General features: G+C 32.8%; 17 protein-coding genes. All 17 read right to left on the reverse strand.

Translation table 11 applies throughout. The annotated features are described in order from the left end of the window. Positions 1 to 21: 21 nt before the first annotated feature. A complete protein-coding gene (locus PHE88_09075; protein ID MDD5687966.1) occupies positions 22 to 1,179 on the reverse strand; it encodes an acyl-CoA dehydrogenase family protein in 1,158 nt (385 codons plus the stop codon). Positions 1,180 to 1,191: 12 nt separating this feature from the next. Next, the gene (rnc, locus tag PHE88_09080) at positions 1,192 to 1,857 is read right to left on the reverse strand and encodes a ribonuclease III (protein MDD5687967.1); all 666 of its coding nucleotides are present in this window, start codon (positions 1,855 to 1,857) and stop codon (positions 1,192 to 1,194) included. Beyond that, positions 1,844 to 3,088: a beta-ketoacyl-ACP synthase II gene (gene fabF / locus PHE88_09085; protein ID MDD5687968.1), complete on the reverse strand. Its 1,245-nt coding sequence runs from the start codon at positions 3,086 to 3,088 to the stop codon at positions 1,844 to 1,846. The genes rnc and fabF overlap by 14 nt, the downstream gene beginning before the upstream one ends. A gap of 151 nt (positions 3,089 to 3,239) precedes the next feature. Next, positions 3,240 to 3,476: an acyl carrier protein gene (gene acpP, locus PHE88_09090; protein MDD5687969.1), complete on the reverse strand. Its 237-nt coding sequence runs from the start codon at positions 3,474 to 3,476 to the stop codon at positions 3,240 to 3,242. 122 nt (positions 3,477 to 3,598) lie between these two features. Then, positions 3,599 to 4,351, reverse strand: coding sequence for a 3-oxoacyl-[acyl-carrier-protein] reductase (gene fabG, locus PHE88_09095; protein ID MDD5687970.1), 753 nt, complete (start codon positions 4,349 to 4,351; stop codon positions 3,599 to 3,601). Continuing rightward, positions 4,333 to 5,286, reverse strand: a complete 954-nt coding sequence (gene fabD, locus PHE88_09100) for an ACP S-malonyltransferase (GenBank protein ID MDD5687971.1) — start codon at positions 5,284 to 5,286, stop codon at positions 4,333 to 4,335. Before fabD ends, fabG begins: the two co-directional genes overlap by 19 nt. A gap of 38 nt (positions 5,287 to 5,324) precedes the next feature. After that, positions 5,325 to 6,302, reverse strand: coding sequence for a ketoacyl-ACP synthase III (locus tag PHE88_09105; GenBank protein MDD5687972.1), 978 nt, complete (start codon positions 6,300 to 6,302; stop codon positions 5,325 to 5,327). After that, entirely contained in the window at positions 6,292 to 7,323 is a 1,032-nt protein-coding gene (gene plsX / locus PHE88_09110) for a phosphate acyltransferase PlsX (protein MDD5687973.1), read from the reverse strand. Before plsX ends, PHE88_09105 begins: the two co-directional genes overlap by 11 nt. 5 nt (positions 7,324 to 7,328) lie before the next feature. Then, positions 7,329 to 7,544, reverse strand: coding sequence for a 50S ribosomal protein L32 (gene rpmF, locus PHE88_09115; protein ID MDD5687974.1), 216 nt, complete (start codon positions 7,542 to 7,544; stop codon positions 7,329 to 7,331). 88 nt (positions 7,545 to 7,632) lie between these two features. Next, the gene (locus PHE88_09120; protein ID MDD5687975.1) at positions 7,633 to 8,844 is read right to left on the reverse strand and encodes an acetate kinase; all 1,212 of its coding nucleotides are present in this window, start codon (positions 8,842 to 8,844) and stop codon (positions 7,633 to 7,635) included. Continuing rightward, complete coding sequence (gene ndk, locus PHE88_09125; protein ID MDD5687976.1) at positions 8,822 to 9,289, reverse strand: nucleoside-diphosphate kinase; 468 nt, start codon at positions 9,287 to 9,289, stop codon at positions 8,822 to 8,824. The genes PHE88_09120 and ndk overlap by 23 nt, the downstream gene beginning before the upstream one ends. A gap of 8 nt (positions 9,290 to 9,297) precedes the next feature. Continuing rightward, positions 9,298 to 10,350 (reverse strand): isocitrate/isopropylmalate dehydrogenase family protein, encoded by a 1,053-nt coding sequence (locus PHE88_09130; GenBank protein MDD5687977.1) that lies wholly within the window; start codon positions 10,348 to 10,350, stop codon positions 9,298 to 9,300. Between the two features lie 87 nt (positions 10,351 to 10,437). Next, the gene (locus PHE88_09135) at positions 10,438 to 11,568 is read right to left on the reverse strand and encodes a glycosyltransferase family 4 protein (protein MDD5687978.1); all 1,131 of its coding nucleotides are present in this window, start codon (positions 11,566 to 11,568) and stop codon (positions 10,438 to 10,440) included. After that, positions 11,556 to 12,848 (reverse strand): FAD-dependent oxidoreductase, encoded by a 1,293-nt coding sequence (locus tag PHE88_09140; protein ID MDD5687979.1) that lies wholly within the window; start codon positions 12,846 to 12,848, stop codon positions 11,556 to 11,558. The genes PHE88_09135 and PHE88_09140 overlap by 13 nt, the downstream gene beginning before the upstream one ends. Before the next feature lie 3 nt (positions 12,849 to 12,851). Further along, positions 12,852 to 13,862, reverse strand: coding sequence for an MraY family glycosyltransferase (locus PHE88_09145; GenBank protein ID MDD5687980.1), 1,011 nt, complete (start codon positions 13,860 to 13,862; stop codon positions 12,852 to 12,854). After that, the gene (locus PHE88_09150) at positions 13,859 to 14,848 is read right to left on the reverse strand and encodes a tetratricopeptide repeat protein (protein ID MDD5687981.1); all 990 of its coding nucleotides are present in this window, start codon (positions 14,846 to 14,848) and stop codon (positions 13,859 to 13,861) included. The genes PHE88_09145 and PHE88_09150 overlap by 4 nt, the downstream gene beginning before the upstream one ends. Then, complete coding sequence (locus PHE88_09155; GenBank protein ID MDD5687982.1) at positions 14,845 to 16,758, reverse strand: glycosyltransferase family 39 protein; 1,914 nt, start codon at positions 16,756 to 16,758, stop codon at positions 14,845 to 14,847. Before PHE88_09155 ends, PHE88_09150 begins: the two co-directional genes overlap by 4 nt. Between the last annotated feature and the right edge of the window lie 57 nt (positions 16,759 to 16,815).

The raw sequence follows: 16,815 nt of genomic DNA on the forward strand, positions 1-16,815 counted from the left end.
AAATTTGTTCCCGAACGCTATTTATTTCTTTTTTGCAGATTTTTTTATTAAATCAAGTGCTATGACATTTCTTTGTATTTGGTTTGTTCCTTCATAAATCTGTGTAATTTTAGCATCACGCATCATTTTTTCAACCGGATATTCTTTCATATAACCATACCCGCCGAAAATTTGAACTGCATCTGTTGTAACTCGCATAGCAACATCTGATGCAAAAAGTTTACACATTGCAGAAGGGCCTGAAACCTCTTTATCACCTTTATCAATCGCCCGTGCAACTGCATAAATTAAAGTCCTTGCCGCTTCAACTTCTGTTGCCATATTCGCTAACATATGCTGGATTGCCTGAAATGATGAAATAGGATGATCAAATTGCTTTCTTGTTTTAGCATATTCTAATGCTTCATCAAGTGCTCCTGCTGCTATTCCAAGTGCCTGAGCAGCTACACCAGGCCGTGATTGGTCAAGTGTTTTCATTGCAACAATAAAACCCGCACCTTCCTTTCCTAAAAGGTTTGCCTTTGGAATCTTACAATCTTGAAATACAAGTTCACAGGTTGCCGATGCGCGGATACCCATTTTATTCTCTTTTTTACCGAATGAAAAACCAGGTGTTCCTTTCTCGACTATAAATGCAGATGCACCACGGGAACCTCTTGCTTTATCAGTCATCGTTATTACAGCATAGACCTCTGCAACCCCGCCATTTGTAATAAAACATTTTGTACCGTTTAAAATATAAAAATCGCCTTCTTTCCTTGCAGTTGTTTTTGTCGCTCCCGCATCACTTCCTGACTCGGGTTCAGTCAAACCAAAACCTGCAAGTATTTCACCTTTTGCAATTTTAGGAAGATATTTCTTTTTTTGCTCATCACTACCGAATAAAAGTATCGGGAATGTTCCAAGTGCAGTGGCTGCAAGCGAAAGAGCTATACCACCATCAACTTTGCAAAGTTCCTCTACTGCAAGACACAACTCCATTACCCCGCCGCCAAACCCGCCGTATTCTTGAGGAATGTAAAGTCCCATCAAATCTGCCTGCGAGAGTTCCTTAACAATTTCCCATGGAAATTCACCGGTTTCATCATAATGCTGTCTTACAGGTTTAATTTTTTCTTGTGCAACCTTCCGTGCCAACTCAACAATCATCTTTTGTTCATCAGTTAAAAAATAATCCACAAAATCTCCTTTTTAAATCTTAGATAACACATTCTTTGCAGCGTTTTGTTCTGCTTCTTTTTTTGACTTGCCAAAACCGGTCCCAAGCTGCTTTTTGTCTATAAAAACAGCCATTTTAAATATTTTATCGTGATCCGGACCTTTTTCTTCTATTACACTATAGTTCGGAATTAATTTGTACTTTGACTGAATAATTTCCTGCAACTCTGATTTATAATCAGACGTTGTAATTCCGTGTTTATTTAACACAACGTGTACAAATTTCTCAGCAGTCTTATAACCTTTATCAAGAAATATTGCGCCAATAATAGATTCCATTGTATTGGCTAATATTGATTCCTTTTCCCGCCCGCCGGTTGCTTCTTCGCTTTTTGAAATCTTAACAAATTTAGATATATCATATTTTCTTGCAATTAAATTCAATGTCGTTCTGCTGACTGCTGAAGATTTCATTTTTGATAGTTTGCCTTCGTTAAAATTAGGATATTTCTGATAAAGATATACAACCGTTGCTGCCGATAAAATGGCGTCACCTAAAAACTCCATACGTTCATTAAATTCTTTAAGGTTATTTTCAACAGCATATGATTTATGTGTAAGCGCAATATTCAAGAAATTAATATTTTTGAATTTTACACCTATTTTTTTTTGTAAAATATCGTTATTATTTAAAATCATACTTTTTGACAACTATTGTACTATTATGTCCTCCAAAACCAAGTGAATTAGAAATTGCTGCATTTATTTGTTTTTGTCGTGCTTTGTTAGGTACATAATCTAAATCACAATCAGTATCCGGAAATTCATAATTTATGGTAGGATGAACATATCCCCGTTCCATGCAAAGAGCAGTTGCAATAATCTCAACCGCTCCTGCTGCTCCCAAAAGATGTCCCATCATAGATTTAGTAGAAGATATCGCTAATTTCTTTGAATGCTCACCAAATGCCTTTTTTATCGCCATAGTTTCTATCTTGTCATTGAGTATCGTTGAAGTACCATGTGCGTTAACATAATCAATATCTTCAGGTTTAAGTTCTGCATCATTTATTGCTAATTTTATTGCCCTTGAGGATGCAATAGCATTTGGTTCCGGCGCTGTTATGTGATATGCATCATCAGTAGCTCCATAACCGGCTAGTTCACAATAGATTTTTGCACCTCTTTTCTTTGCATGTTCCTCAGTTTCAAGGACTACTATTCCTGCACCCTCACCCATCACAAATCCATTTCTTTTTATATCAAAAGGACGCGATGCTTTCTGAGGTTCGTCATTCATTGTAGAAAGAGCCTTTATAGCACAAAATCCTCCAAAACCCAAAGGAGTTATGGCAGCTTCTGTTCCACCTACAACCGCCACATCCATATCGCCATACCTCATAAGCCGTAAAGCGTCACCTATACAATGCGTTGAAGTTGCACATGCTGAAGATATTGAATAATTAGGTCCCTGTAAGTTGAACATCATGGCAATTTCCCCGGGTGCCATATTTGTTATAAGCATCGGGATGAGAAATGGTGATATTCTTCCGGGACCTTTTTCTAAAAGTACTTTTGCCTGGTCTTCAATAGTCTGCATACCGCCAATACCGCTTCCGACAATTGAACCGCATCTCTCAGGATTCTCTTTGGAAAAATTAATCCCGGAATCTTCTACCGCAAGTTTTGAAGCGACAATAGCGAACTGAACAAACCTATCCATTCGTCTTATTTTTTTCTTATCTATGTAACTATCAGGATTAAAATCTTTTACCTCACATCCGATTTTTACTGAAAAATTAGTAGTATCAAAATGGGAAATAAATCCTGCGCCTGATTTACCTTCAATAAGGGATTTCCAGAAATTTTCTTTTCCTATACCGATCGGTGATACTACTCCCAAACCGGTAACAACAACCTTCTTTTGCATAATTTCTCCATTATAACAAACGAAAACTAACTATTAAAAGCGTTAACTCAAAATTACATTTGCTTTAATCTGAAATAAATATCCTTCAGCCGTACAATACAGACATTGATTATCCATAACTATACGCGAAACGCGAAAATTATTTATTTCGTTATTTTCCGTGTGCTTTTATGTAATCAATTGCTTGTCCAACTGTTGTAATTTTGGAAGCTTCATCATCAGGAATTTCAAGCCCGAAAGATTCTTCAAACGCCATAACCAATTCAACGGTATCTAATGAGTCAGCTCCTAAATCATTTATAAATGATGCGGTAGGAACAACCTTTGCCACATCTATACCCAACTGTTCCGCTACAATTTCCTTTACCTTCGTTTCTACATCTACCATAAACACCTCCAAAAATTCACGCATAAAACATCACGAATACTATCACGAATTATCACGAATTAAATCTATTTGCTATTCGTGTATTGTTCGTGATTCAATTCGTGGCTATGTTCGTGTGTCTCTTACATGTACATTCCACCATTAACAGAAATTATTTCTCCTGTTATATATGATGACTCTTCACTACATAAAAATGCAACCAAATTTGCTACGTCCTGCGGTTCCCCTAAACGACTTAAGGGAATAATATCAGTGAGTTTCTTTTTTGCATCTTCCGAAAGTTTATCTGTCATGGCTGTTTTAATAAATCCCGGTGCAACGGCATTTACCGTTATGTTTCTTGACGCTAATTCACGTGCCAACGTTTTTGTTAAAGCAATTACACCGCCTTTAGAAGCAGAATAATTTGACTGCCCTGCATTCCCCATTAAACCGACTACGGAAGCAATATTAACGATTTTTCCGCACCGTTGCTTCATCATTATCTTTGCCGCTGCTTTTGAACAGTTAAAAACACCTTTTAGATTAATTGCTATTACTTTATCCCATTCATCATCCGACATTCTTATTAAAAGATTGTCACGGGTTATCCCGGCATTGTTTACAATTATATCAATTTTTCCATATTTTTCAACTGTTTTTTTTACCATCTCTTCAGTTTGTTGTGACGATGAAACATCTACTTTTAATGAGTATGTTTCAACATTCTTTTCACTCGCTATTTCATCAGCTGTTTTCTTGGCATCACCTTCCATGACATCAGCAATTACTACTTTTACCCCTTCACCTGCAAGTTTTTCAGCAATTGCCCTGCCTATACCTTGCGCCCCGCCTGTAATTATCGCAACCTTATCTTTTAATTTCTGTTCACACATTTTAACGCCTCCAGCGTGTTAGCTAAAGTTATTTCGTTTTCTATATTTAAAGTTTTAGAAACCGGAGATATTTTTCTTATCATTCCTGAAATAACGTTTTTCGGACCAAATTCTACAAATGTTTCACACCCACCTGAAATCATCTTTTTTATAGAATCAACCCATAGAACCGGTAAAGTAATTTGTTTTACAAGTTTCTCGGCTATTTTTTCAGCTATAGTTGTTATTTCCGCATCACAATTTGTAATTATTGGGTTCTTTGGGTTTTTAAAACTATACTTCAGTACTTCTTCTGTCATTTTTACTTGCGCTTTCTTCATTAAAGATGAATGAAATGCACCTGAAACAGAAAGTGGTATAGCTTTTACTTTTTTTGTTTTTGCAATTTGTTTTGCTTTTTCAATCGCTGCAGTTTCTCCGGAAATAACTATCTGGTCCGGTGCGTTGAAATTCACAGCTTCACATACACCCAATTTACCAGCTTCTGTACATATTTCTTCTACTATACTTCTTTCGGCTCCTAAAATTGCCAGCATTGTACCTTTCGCTTCCTCACAAGCATTTTGTATAAATTCCGCACGTCTATTAACAAGTTTTAGCCCGTCTTCAAAAGATAAAACCCCTGCTGATACAATCGCTGCATATTCGCCAAGAGAATGTCCTGCTGAAAAATAACTTGAAATTGGTATCTGAAAATTAGAATTAAATACTCTAAGACAGACAACAGACGTTGTAAATACAGCTGGTTGGGTATATTTTGTCTGAGTTAGTAAATCTAAAGGTCCTTCAAAAATAATTTTTTTTAAATCATAACCAAGTATATCATTTGCACTATCAAATGTTTCCTTAGCTATAGAATATTTGTCGTAAAATTCCTTCCCCATTCCTATATATTGTGATGCTTGTCCGGGAAAAACAAAAGCAAGTTTATCCATATATTATTTTCAAGACCCGCTTAAAAATCAACAGGCAATTATAATCTAATTACTGTCGCCCCCCAGGTCAAACCACCGCCAAATGCAACAAGAACTACAATATCGCCTTTTTTAACTTTTCCTTCAGAAATTGCTTCTTCAAGTGCTATCGGTGTAGATGCAGCAGAAGTATTTCCATATTTATGAATATTTAAAAATACCTTTTCCATGGGAACTTTTAACTGATCTGCTACAGCTTCAATAATTCTAATATTTGCCTGATGTGGAATTATAAGTTTTACATCATCACAAGTAATATTTGCCATTTCTATTGCTTTTATTGCAGCTTCGGTCATAGCTCTAACTGCGATTTTAAAAATTTTATTGCCTTCCATCTTCATATAGTGAAGGCGATTATCAATTGTTTTATGGCTTGCAGGATTCCGGGAACCGCCTGCGGGTAAAAACAATAAATCACTTGCATTCCCGTCTGCTTTAAGATATGTAGAAAGTATGTCACTTGAAGAATCAGTTTTTCTTAAAAGTACGGCACCTGCACCATCTCCTAATAAAACACATATATTTCTATCTTCCCAGTCGGTTATTCTCGATAATGTTTCTGCGCCAATTATCAAAATGGTTTTATATGTATTACATCTTATAAAATCCCGCGCAATTGCAATTGAATATATAAAGCCCGAACATGCAGCACTAACATCAAAGGCAGCTGCATTTTTAGCTTTAATTTCTTTTTGTATAAAACAAGCGGTTGATGGAAAAAACATGTCCGGTGTAATTGTAGCAACAATTATTGCATCTATTTCATCAGGCGATATTTTGGCTTTCTCTATCGCTTTTCTGGCTGCTTTAATTCCCAAATCAGATGTTGCTTCAGTGTCTTTTGCAATTCGTCTTTCTTTAATCCCCGTACGAGTGGTTATCCATTCATCGGTAGTATCAACTATTTTTTCAAGGTCATTATTTGTCAATATTTTTTCAGGAAGATACGAACCAATACCTATAATTTCAATTCCCATTGTCATTGCCTCCACTAGTCAAATGACTCACTTTAGCAATTTCATCCTTTATGTTCTTAATAATGTTATTGTTCACAGACTCTATACAAACCCTCACGCCATTTTTTATCGCCTTGGCATTTGATGAACCATGCCCAATAATACACACTCCATTCACACCAAGTAACGGAGCTCCGCCATACTCATCATAATCAATTTTCTTTTTTATAAGCTTAAATACACTTTGCAGCATTAGAGTAGCCATCATAATACGTATAGGATTTTTCTTAATTTCATCTTTAATTAGTTGTACTAAAAATTCTGCGATACCTTCGCTCAATTTAATAACTACATTACCCACAAAACCATCACATACAATAACATTTATCTCACCTTTAATTATATCCCGCCCTTCAATATTTCCGCCAAAATTTAGCCCGGATGTTTCTAATAATTTGTATGCAGTTAGAGTAAGTTCATTGCCCTTTGAAGCCTCTTCTCCTATAGACAGAAGGCCTACTTTTGGATTTTCAATTTTTAACAGATTTTCACAATAAACTGATCCCATTACAGCAAATTGCAAAAGGTTTTTCGGTTTTGAATCAACGTTGGCTCCAACATCAATTATAACACAAGGTCTATTCTGTGTAACAAAAACTGTGGCTAGAGCAGGCCTGGATACTCCATCGATACGTTTTAATATCATCAGAGCCGCGGCACTTACTGCTCCTGAATTACCTGCTGAAAAAAAACCGTCTGCCTGTCCATTTGCAACAAGTTTAATTCCTTTTATTATTGATGAGTTCGGTTTTTTTCTATATGCATCAACAGGTGAATCGTCCATTGTAATAACTTCTTCAGAATGGATTATTTGAATTGGTAAGTTATCAATGTTTTTATATTTTTTTAATTCTTCTTTTATTTGTCGTTCATTTCCTACCAGCAATATTTCCTTACCGTATATTTTTGCGGCTTCTATTGCTCCTTCAACAACTACAGCCGGAGCATTATCTCCACCCATTGCATCTACTACGATCTTCATTTTAATTATTTGCCTTTCTCTTCAGTAGGTTTTTCAGATTTCTTTTCTTTAATTTTGATAATGGAAACATTATCATAAAATCCACATTTCGGACATACATGATGGGAAAGTTTCGGTGACTTACATTGCGGGCATATACTTAGATTCGCAGATGTAATTTTCCAGTTTGCTCTTCTCTTGTTTTGTCTTGATGTAGAATGCCTTCTTTTAGGATTTGCCATATATAACATTTCTCCTTTTTAAACTAGCTATAAAAAACATTATTGCTTATTTCTATCATTTTCAGCTAGTTAAAAACTGTTTTAGATTTTACCTAATTTTTTGGAAAGTGTCAAGAAGTTTTTTTGTATGTGCTGCGATTACCATTGCTTCATTAGTCGGTATTACAAAAACTTTTATTTTTGATTTTTTATCAGATATATCCGATTCGCAGTTATTACATTTCATGTTTTTTTCATCATCGATAATTATGCCGAGTGAATCCATGTCTGATAATATTTTTTTACGTATTAAAGAAGATCTTTCACCGATTGCCGCAGAAAAAACAATATAATCACAGCCGTTAAGAACCCCAAGATACGAAGATATGTATTTTTTTATACGGTAACAAAACATATCTATCGCAAGCGTTGCTCTTTTATCGCCTTGTTCTGATTTTTTTATTACAGTTCTCATATCAGGACTTATTCCTGATATTCCTAAAAGACCGCTTTGTTTATTCAATAAAGATTGAACATCGTGTGGTTTTAGCGATTCCAGCGACATTAAATGAATAGGTATTGAAGGGTCAATATCGCCGCTTCGGGTTCCCATTATAAGTCCTTCCAGAGGAGTAAATCCCATAGATGTATCAATAGATTTACCATATTTTATTGCAGTTATACTTGCTCCGCTACCGAGATGACAGTTTATAATTTTCAATTTTTCTATAGGACTATTAACAATTTGAGACAACCGCTCTGTTATATATTGATTTGATATACCATGGAACCCATATTTCCTGATTTTAAATTGCTGGTAAAACCTGTAAGGCAAAGCATATAAATAGGCATATTCCGGAATTGTTTGGTGAAATGCTGTGTCAAAAACAACGACTTGCACGACATCAGGCATTAATACTTCTATTGCAAATATCCCTTTTACATTATGTGGATTATGAAGAGGTGCAATATCATAACACATTTCTAATTTCTTTTTTACATCTTTATCTACAATCACAGGTTCTTTAAAATATTCACCGCCATGGACAATTCTATGACCGACTGCTGAAATTTCTCTGCTATTCTTGATGACTCCATCTTTTGATGAAGTTAATATTTTCAATACTTCTTCTATTGCTGCTGTGTGGTCCGCGGCAATAATTGGTATTTTTATTTCCTTGTTTTCCTGAATATGCTCAAGAATTGTACCTTCAGTGCCAATTGCTTCAATCTGACCTAACGCAATACACATCCCGCTATCAATATCAAACAACTCATATTTTATCGATGAAGAACCACTATTTAATACAAGTGTTTTCATTAATTTTTTCCATCCAGTCATTCTCAAAGTACGTAGTTATTTCCATGTCTTTGAAAAAATAATCTATTTCATGTTTAGCTGTTACCGGCGAATCAGACGCATGAATAATATTTCTCCTGTCATTTAAACCATAAAGATTCCTAATAGTTCCTTTATCTGCTTTTCTTGAGTCAGTATTACCAATAATTTTCCTTACTTCCTGTATAACATTACTGCCCTCTAATACACAAAGTACAATAGGAGCCGAACAAATAAATTCCATATACGGCTCAAAAAAAAACTTATCTTTATGATTAGAATAAAAATCCTCTGCGATTTTGTTTGTTAACTTTATCATCTTCATTCCAACAACCTTAAATCCGACTGTTTCGAACCTATCAACAATTTTTCCTATTAATTTTTTACATATACCATCCGGCTTAATAATAATAAGTGTCCGTTCCATAAAAATATCTAAGCCTCCATCTTACGAATAATTTCATCCGCCATTTCCGACGTCTTTGCTGTTCCGCCCAAATCATATGTTACTACCTTTCCTTCTGCAATTACTTCCGCAACTGCGTCTTCCAATTTCCTGGCTGCTTTTTCTTCTTCCAGATATTCTAACATTAAAACACCGGAAAGAATCATTGCCGTAGGATTTACTTTATTAAGTCCTTTGTATTTTGGTGCAGAACCGTGAACCGGTTCAAATAAAGCTATTTTGTCACCGATATTTGCACCGGGTGCAATCCCAAGCCCGCCAATAAGTCCCGCACATAAATCAGAAATTATATCACCGTAAAGATTTGGCAGAACAAGAACGTCATAAAGCTCCGGCTTCTGAACAAGCTGCATGCACATATTATCAATTAACCGTTCTTCATACTCAATATCGGAATAATTTTTCGCTACTTCTCTTGCCACCTCGTAAAAAAGCCCGTCCGTGAATTTCATTATATTTGCTTTAGTGACTGCTGTAACTTTTTTCCTGTTATTTTTTCTTGCATATTCAAAGGCATATTTTACAACTCTTTCGGTGGCAAATTTTGAAATGGGTTTTATACTTATAGCTGAATCGTTTCTTATTTTGCCTTTTGAAAGATCTATTATTTTTTTAGATTCATCTGAGCCTGCCGGAAACTCGACTCCGGCATATAAATCTTCAGTATTTTCTCTTACAATAACAAGATTTATATTTTTATATCTGGATTTTACACCCACATAAGATTTACACGGTCTCAGACAAGTATATAAATCCAATTCTTTTCTTAACGCAACATTTACAGAACGAAATCCACTGCCGATTGGTGTTGTAATAGGTCCCTTTATTGCAACCTTATTTTTTCTTATAGAAGTCAAAACAGTTTCAGGTAAAGGTGTACCGTATTTTTTTACTACGTCGATGCCTGCCTCTACAATCTCCCAATTAATTTTTACTCCCGTGGCATCTAAAACTTTTTTAGTTGCTTCTGCTATTTCAGGACCAGTTCCGTCACCAGGTATTAAAGTTATTTCATAGCTCATGATTTTTACTTTTTATCCGTCAAAAAAATCCGCAACGGCCTCCTCCATCTATTTTTTAATTAGTTTTTGTATCTTTTTCAACAAAAACTAATTAGCAGCTAATGATAAGTATAATTTTTCTTGCTGTGAAACCATCAAATCAATATCAAATTCTTTTACAGTCTTTTTTGCTTCTTCTGATAATTTTTTCCGCAATTCAACATCAGCCAGCACCCTTATAATCCTTTCTGCCATTTTTTCAATCTCATGTGGATATGTTACATATCCCGTAAGTCCTTCCTGAACGATTTCTTTTGTCCCATCAACATATGTAGCAACTACAGGCAAACCACTAGCCATTGCTTCTATTATTACCCTTGGAAGTCCTTCCCAAAGAGATGTTAAAAGAAAAATATCGAAAATTTTTATAATCTCATTTATATCTTGTCTCCAACCGGTAATAATTATATTTTTTTGTAAATTTAACTTTTTAACCAGCAATTCTATTTGCTTACGGAGCTTTCCATCACCTACTAAAATAAATTTTACACTGGGGTTCTTGCTACAAACTAGATTTGCGACTTTAACAAAATCAAGCGGTGCTTTTTGCTCCTTAAAACATGCTACCATACCGACAACTTTTTCATTTGTTATTCCAAATTCCTTTTTCTTTTTTTCAACACTTACTTCAATTTGATAATCCTGAAGTTTTATACCACTCCTTATCATCGTGTATCTTTCTTTTAACCCTATTTTATTTTTTAGCCCTTTTAAAATATTCTCATTAGAAACACAAATAAACTGGTCTGTAATTTTTGCAGTTAACCGTTCAGCTAAAACATAAATAGTTTTAACAATAAATAACTGATAATCGTGAAAACCAAAACCATGAAATGTATGAATGATTTTAGGAACATGCGCAAAATAAGCTGCCCAACGCCCCACAATTCCTGCTTTAGATGAATGCGTATGAACTATATCAGGTTTTTCCTTTTTAATAATTTTATAAATCTTAATTATAGCGATTATATCATTTATCGGGTGTATTTCACGAATTAACTCATTTACATAATATGTTTTTATATTTTTTGTTTTGCTATCTAATATTCCTCCTTTGCCACAGATTAGAATTGGTTCAAACTTATTTTTATCTAAATGCTCACATGTATAAAGCGTATTTTCCTGAGCACCACCAAGCTCAAGAAGTGTAATTATATGGACAACTTTTATTTTAGGCACCTAACAATTGCTCTCCCGTCTAAAATTGCATCTTCCATTGTTGAATATTTCCAACCCCCATATCTTCCAATGGAAAATATTGAATTCTTTGTTAAATAATTCTGTATTGCACCAAAAGCAAACTCCCTTTTTTGATTATAAATTACATATGCATATGGAATATTTAAATTACATGTTGAGATTATTCTATCTGTTGCCTTTAATATTCCTATTTTGTTTAAATCAGTTATTGTTTTTTGAAATAATCTTTGCTCATCAATTTTCCGGTTCCTATAAGATATCTCCACATACATAGAAGATGTATTTTGAGGACAAAGTGTTTTAGAAAAATTGCAATAAAATCCGACTCTGTAAAAAATATATTTATTTTCCGGAAAGTATACCCAATGTTTATCCGATACGTTTTTTCTGTTTATCCCGATATTAATATTCAGCAATGATACCCAGTCTAATTCACCGGATAACCTTCTGATTTTTGACGGAGAATTCTTTATGAGTTTTATAATCTCGGGAAGAGGTATTGTTGAAACAATATTTTTATATTGCATATCACCCAAATTTGTTTTTATTATTTTAGATTTTATATTTATTGACATTATGTTTATATTGGTTTTTATTTTTGTATCCGGTATTTCTTTTTTGATTGAATCAATTAGCGACTGTATTCCTGACTTTCTGGGATAATAAAAAGTAGAATTATAACCAAACATTTTTTTATTACTATTAAAAGCCCCGTCAATTACTTCTTTCAAATTCGGCTGAGGTATATAATCACCCATCCATTTTGTTGTTAATTTCCTTGTATCTATTTTCCATAGTTTCCTATTATATGGAATCATGAAATGTTTTGAAATTCCTTTTCCAAAAGTTTTTAAACACCAATCATAAAAACTCAACTGCCCGCCTGCCGGCAAATTAGTGAGTTTTGCTTCAATAACTCCTTCTATGCATTCGTTAATTACCTTTTTAGGAAGCCCATATAAATTTGCCTGAAAAGGATATTGCGTGAAAACGCTATTAGAAAAAATCCAGGAATTTCTAATTTTTAGATCTATATTGTTTCTTAATAATTTATGAATGAGCATTTTGACATAACTATTTTTTATATGAAGCAGGTGTCCTGTATAATCATACGTAAAACCAGTATCAGTTTTTACCGATTTGCAAATTCCGCCAACAGTGTTTTCTTTTTCCAGTAATATAAAATTTTTATTTCTTAAATGATACGCTGTAGATAAACCTGTAAGTCCTCCGCCAATGATTATAGTATCGATTTTCATAATCTATTCCATTTTTATTTTGGAAAGTTTCCATCCACCAAAAACTGATAATCCGATAATTACAATATAAATCAAGATTGCAATCGTTAATTTAACTCTGGATATTAAAAAAGCCGAGAGACTTAAAATAATCGAAATTGACCATAGTAAAATCACAACTTTTACTTTTGATAGTCCCAATTCTTTAAGTCGAAGTGCAAAGTGGTCCCTGCTTCCCAAAAATGGCGATTTCCCCTTACGAAATCTCAAATACATTACATAAAATGTATCGAAAATTGGAATGCCAATAATGAGTATCGGCGAAAAAAGAGCTATGTTGTTTATTTTTGTATAAGACGTCCCTAATGATAATGCAGCCAGCACAAAACCCAAAAACATACTTCCGGTATCCCCCATAAATATTTTTGCATTTGGGAAATTGTATCTTATAAAACCAAAAATCCCGCCTGCCAGAGATGCAGCGGCAAAATTTACATATATTTCTTCTGAAGGCAACGCAATAAAAAGAAATGTCAAAGCAGCTATAAAAGATATGCCGGAAGATAATCCATCCATTATATCTATTATGTTAATTGCGTTTATTATGCCTACAACCCATATTATTGTAAAGATATTTGCAATATATTCCGGTGTTATAAATTTTATTTTTATATCGAAATTAATTAAAATAATTGCAACAACTATCTGCCATAAAAATTTTGCCTTAAAACCGATTGTTTTTAGATCATCAATAAAACCAATAATTACAACAAAAGTTGTACCTATGAGAATACCTCTCAAAGATCTAAGAGTTCCGGTAGGAAAACTGGTAATATAACGTATTATCAGCAACGAAATGGTAAACCCGAACCATATTGCAAATCCACCGAGATACGGAGTTGCAATTTTATGCGTTTTTACATAAGTATTCGGTTTATCAACTATATGATATTTTTTTGCAATACTTATAAGAAGCGGAGTCAGTAAATAAGAAATAAAAAACGCAATTAAAAATGAATAAACATAATAAATCATTTTATTATTAACTTTTCCAAATTTTTAATTTTACTCATTGCAATATCAACCCATATGCTTTCGAGATAATTTGCAACCAACAATTTATATGTTCTTACAGCGAGTACCCAGTCCTTAATATCTTCGTAACATTGACCTATGTAGTATTGTGCATAATCAGTATATTGAAAATCATTGTAATTTTCCAGAAATTTTTTATATGCAATTATTGCTTCATTGTATTTTTGTAACTTTCTATAGGTTTCTCCAATTTTAAATTGTGCGCTTCCTACATATCTATGTTGGGGTAATTTCTCTACAAGTTGAGAATAATAATTTAACGCAATCGTATAATCTGATTTTTTAAAAAAGAAAATATCGCCAAGAAAATAATATGCCATACCGGTAAGCTTAGAGTTTGGATGAGTAGCCAGTATTGATTTTAAACATTCAATTGTTTTATCAAAGTTCTGCACTTCAAAATATTTCTCCGCTAAAGCATATTTTTTCAACGCAGATTCATCATCGGGATAAGCAGATTTTATGAGACTAAGCCTTTCAGCTGCCACCTTTATCCATTTACTGTTTGTATATTCATTTAAAAGTTTTTCGTAATATTTTATTGATTCGATAAAACTAAAATAATCAAAAAAATACACGTTTGCAATTTTAAACAAAACATCGTCTATTTTTTCAAAATTACTGTATTTTCCTATAATTTCCGTGTAAACATCACGCAAACGTTTTAATTCGTGTTCAGACTTATTTACTTTATAGAAGTAAAATTCACCAACTAAGAAAAGCCCTGCTGCTTTTTTTGTTTTATCTGTTAATTTATTTATGACAGCTTCGTAATCTCCTATTTCAGAAATTAGAGGATTTTTCCACATCTCAATCATTTTCTCTATTTTTTTTACTTTAGTAATCTTTTCGTCTTGTAAATTAAATTGATAAACTAAAAATACAGCAGCTATCATAACGACTATAATTACTATTATTATATTCATTGTTTTATCTCATAAACATAAAGTCCTTTATTCTCATAAAGGTTTTTAAGATATTTTTCTTTGAAAATATTTATTATCTCAATAGATTTAGAAGTAAAATCAAAAGGTCTGAAACTTCCTTTTAATCGTTCATATTCCGGATAATTCCAAAGGACATGTGTGAAATTTCTTTCTTTTAATTTATACCACAGTTCTTCGGGTTTTGATGAATTATTCGCTATTTCAACAAAAACGTCAGCATCAAAAGGACTGCTGTTATCTACATTATACTTTGTAAAATAACTTCTTGCTTCACCGACAAAAAGAGTTTTAGATTTACTATTAAACGTCTCATTCATAAATTTTACTGCAGGATAATAATTATTTGGATTAATGAATCTGCATAGATATTCGTCTTTAGACATGTTTCCTGATAAATATAGCGCAGAACCCACATAGTTCTGTATAAATAACAAAATGCATAAATTAGAGACTATTATAACAATAAATATTATTTTTACAATATGTTTAAATAATTTTTCTATATTTAATTCATAAATACATGCGGAAAATACAATAGCTGCTATCGGAAGTACCGGAATAAGAAACCTTAGGACTCTTGCAGAAAATGACCATAGAAAGAAATATATCACCATATAAAAAAAACATAATTTTATTATTTTGTTTGTTTTTCTTATTAAAAGCAATATTGGTAAAAATACTAAGTAAAAAGGTCCTATGATGTCAAACCCACCGCCGAAATTAACTCCGTTCATAGTTAAGTCCCACGGCAAAGTTATCAGAGACATACTACCGCTTATTCCGTGACTAGAAACATGTTCTAAGTATTTCTGCACATACAAAGGTATTTCACCGAAAACAAAAAAAGGGAAAATAGGATTTTTTGTAAAAATATAATTTTTAATAAGCCAGGGCATAAATACAAAAAACATCGGGATGATAAATAATGTTAATATTGAAAATACATTTTTTTTGGTTAAAATACAATTATATAAAATTAGTAAAATAAAGATGAATATAGATATGGATGCGGTGTATTTTATGCCTAATGAAAAACCACATAATAAACTTGATAAAACCAGCCATTTCCTTTCAGATGTTTTTATCCATTCTAAAAGAGCGATAAAACCTAAAAGCAAATAGAAGGTAAGCCCCATATCTATATAAGTACCGCAGGATACCAAAATAACTGCCGGTGTTGTAATGAATATTAATGATGCAAATATTGAGACTTCATTATCATATATATTTCTTAAAAAATCATAAATTAACAACAAGGTCAAAGGTAGAAATAAAAAGTGAATGAGATTGGCAAGAATATCGTCATATAAAAGTAAAGACATGGTATATAACATTTCAATATTTTGCGGGAAATTTGCAAAGATATTCGTATCTATATTATATATTTTATGGTGTTTTATATACTGTAAAGGAATTGCCAAATGATAAACAAGTGAATCATAAAACGTGGGTTGAGTGAGAGCGCCAATGAAAGCGATTCCAAGAAAAATAAAAAATATATATAAAATATTATTATTTGAACTTAATTTCGGTAATTCTAATTTTTTAAGATTATGTATTCTCAGTAAAGATAAAACCAACAAAACTAAAAACAAAATATAAAATAAAGATTTATATAAAATTCCGAATATTCCTATTGTAAAAATAATTATTGAAAATATACTTAATCCTACTCCGATGCTAAATGCAATATTTAATGATGTGTTTAAATAAGAACTAAACTTACTTAACAAATAATTTCCTACTTGAAAAGATATAAAAACAATAATGCTGAAAAACAATATCTCCCAAAATCGTTCCATGAAATTTGGTAAAGGATACTTTAAGAAATAGCAAAATAATATTAGTACTATCCAAATAAAAATAACATAAAAAAATATTTTTTTCATAATTATTTTGTAAACTATGTTAGGAATCTCCAATTCCAAACAATAGAATTTCCAACA

This window comes from Elusimicrobiota bacterium (assembly GCA_028718185.1).
Lineage (GTDB): Bacteria > Elusimicrobiota > UBA8919 > UBA8919 > UBA8919 > JAQUMH01.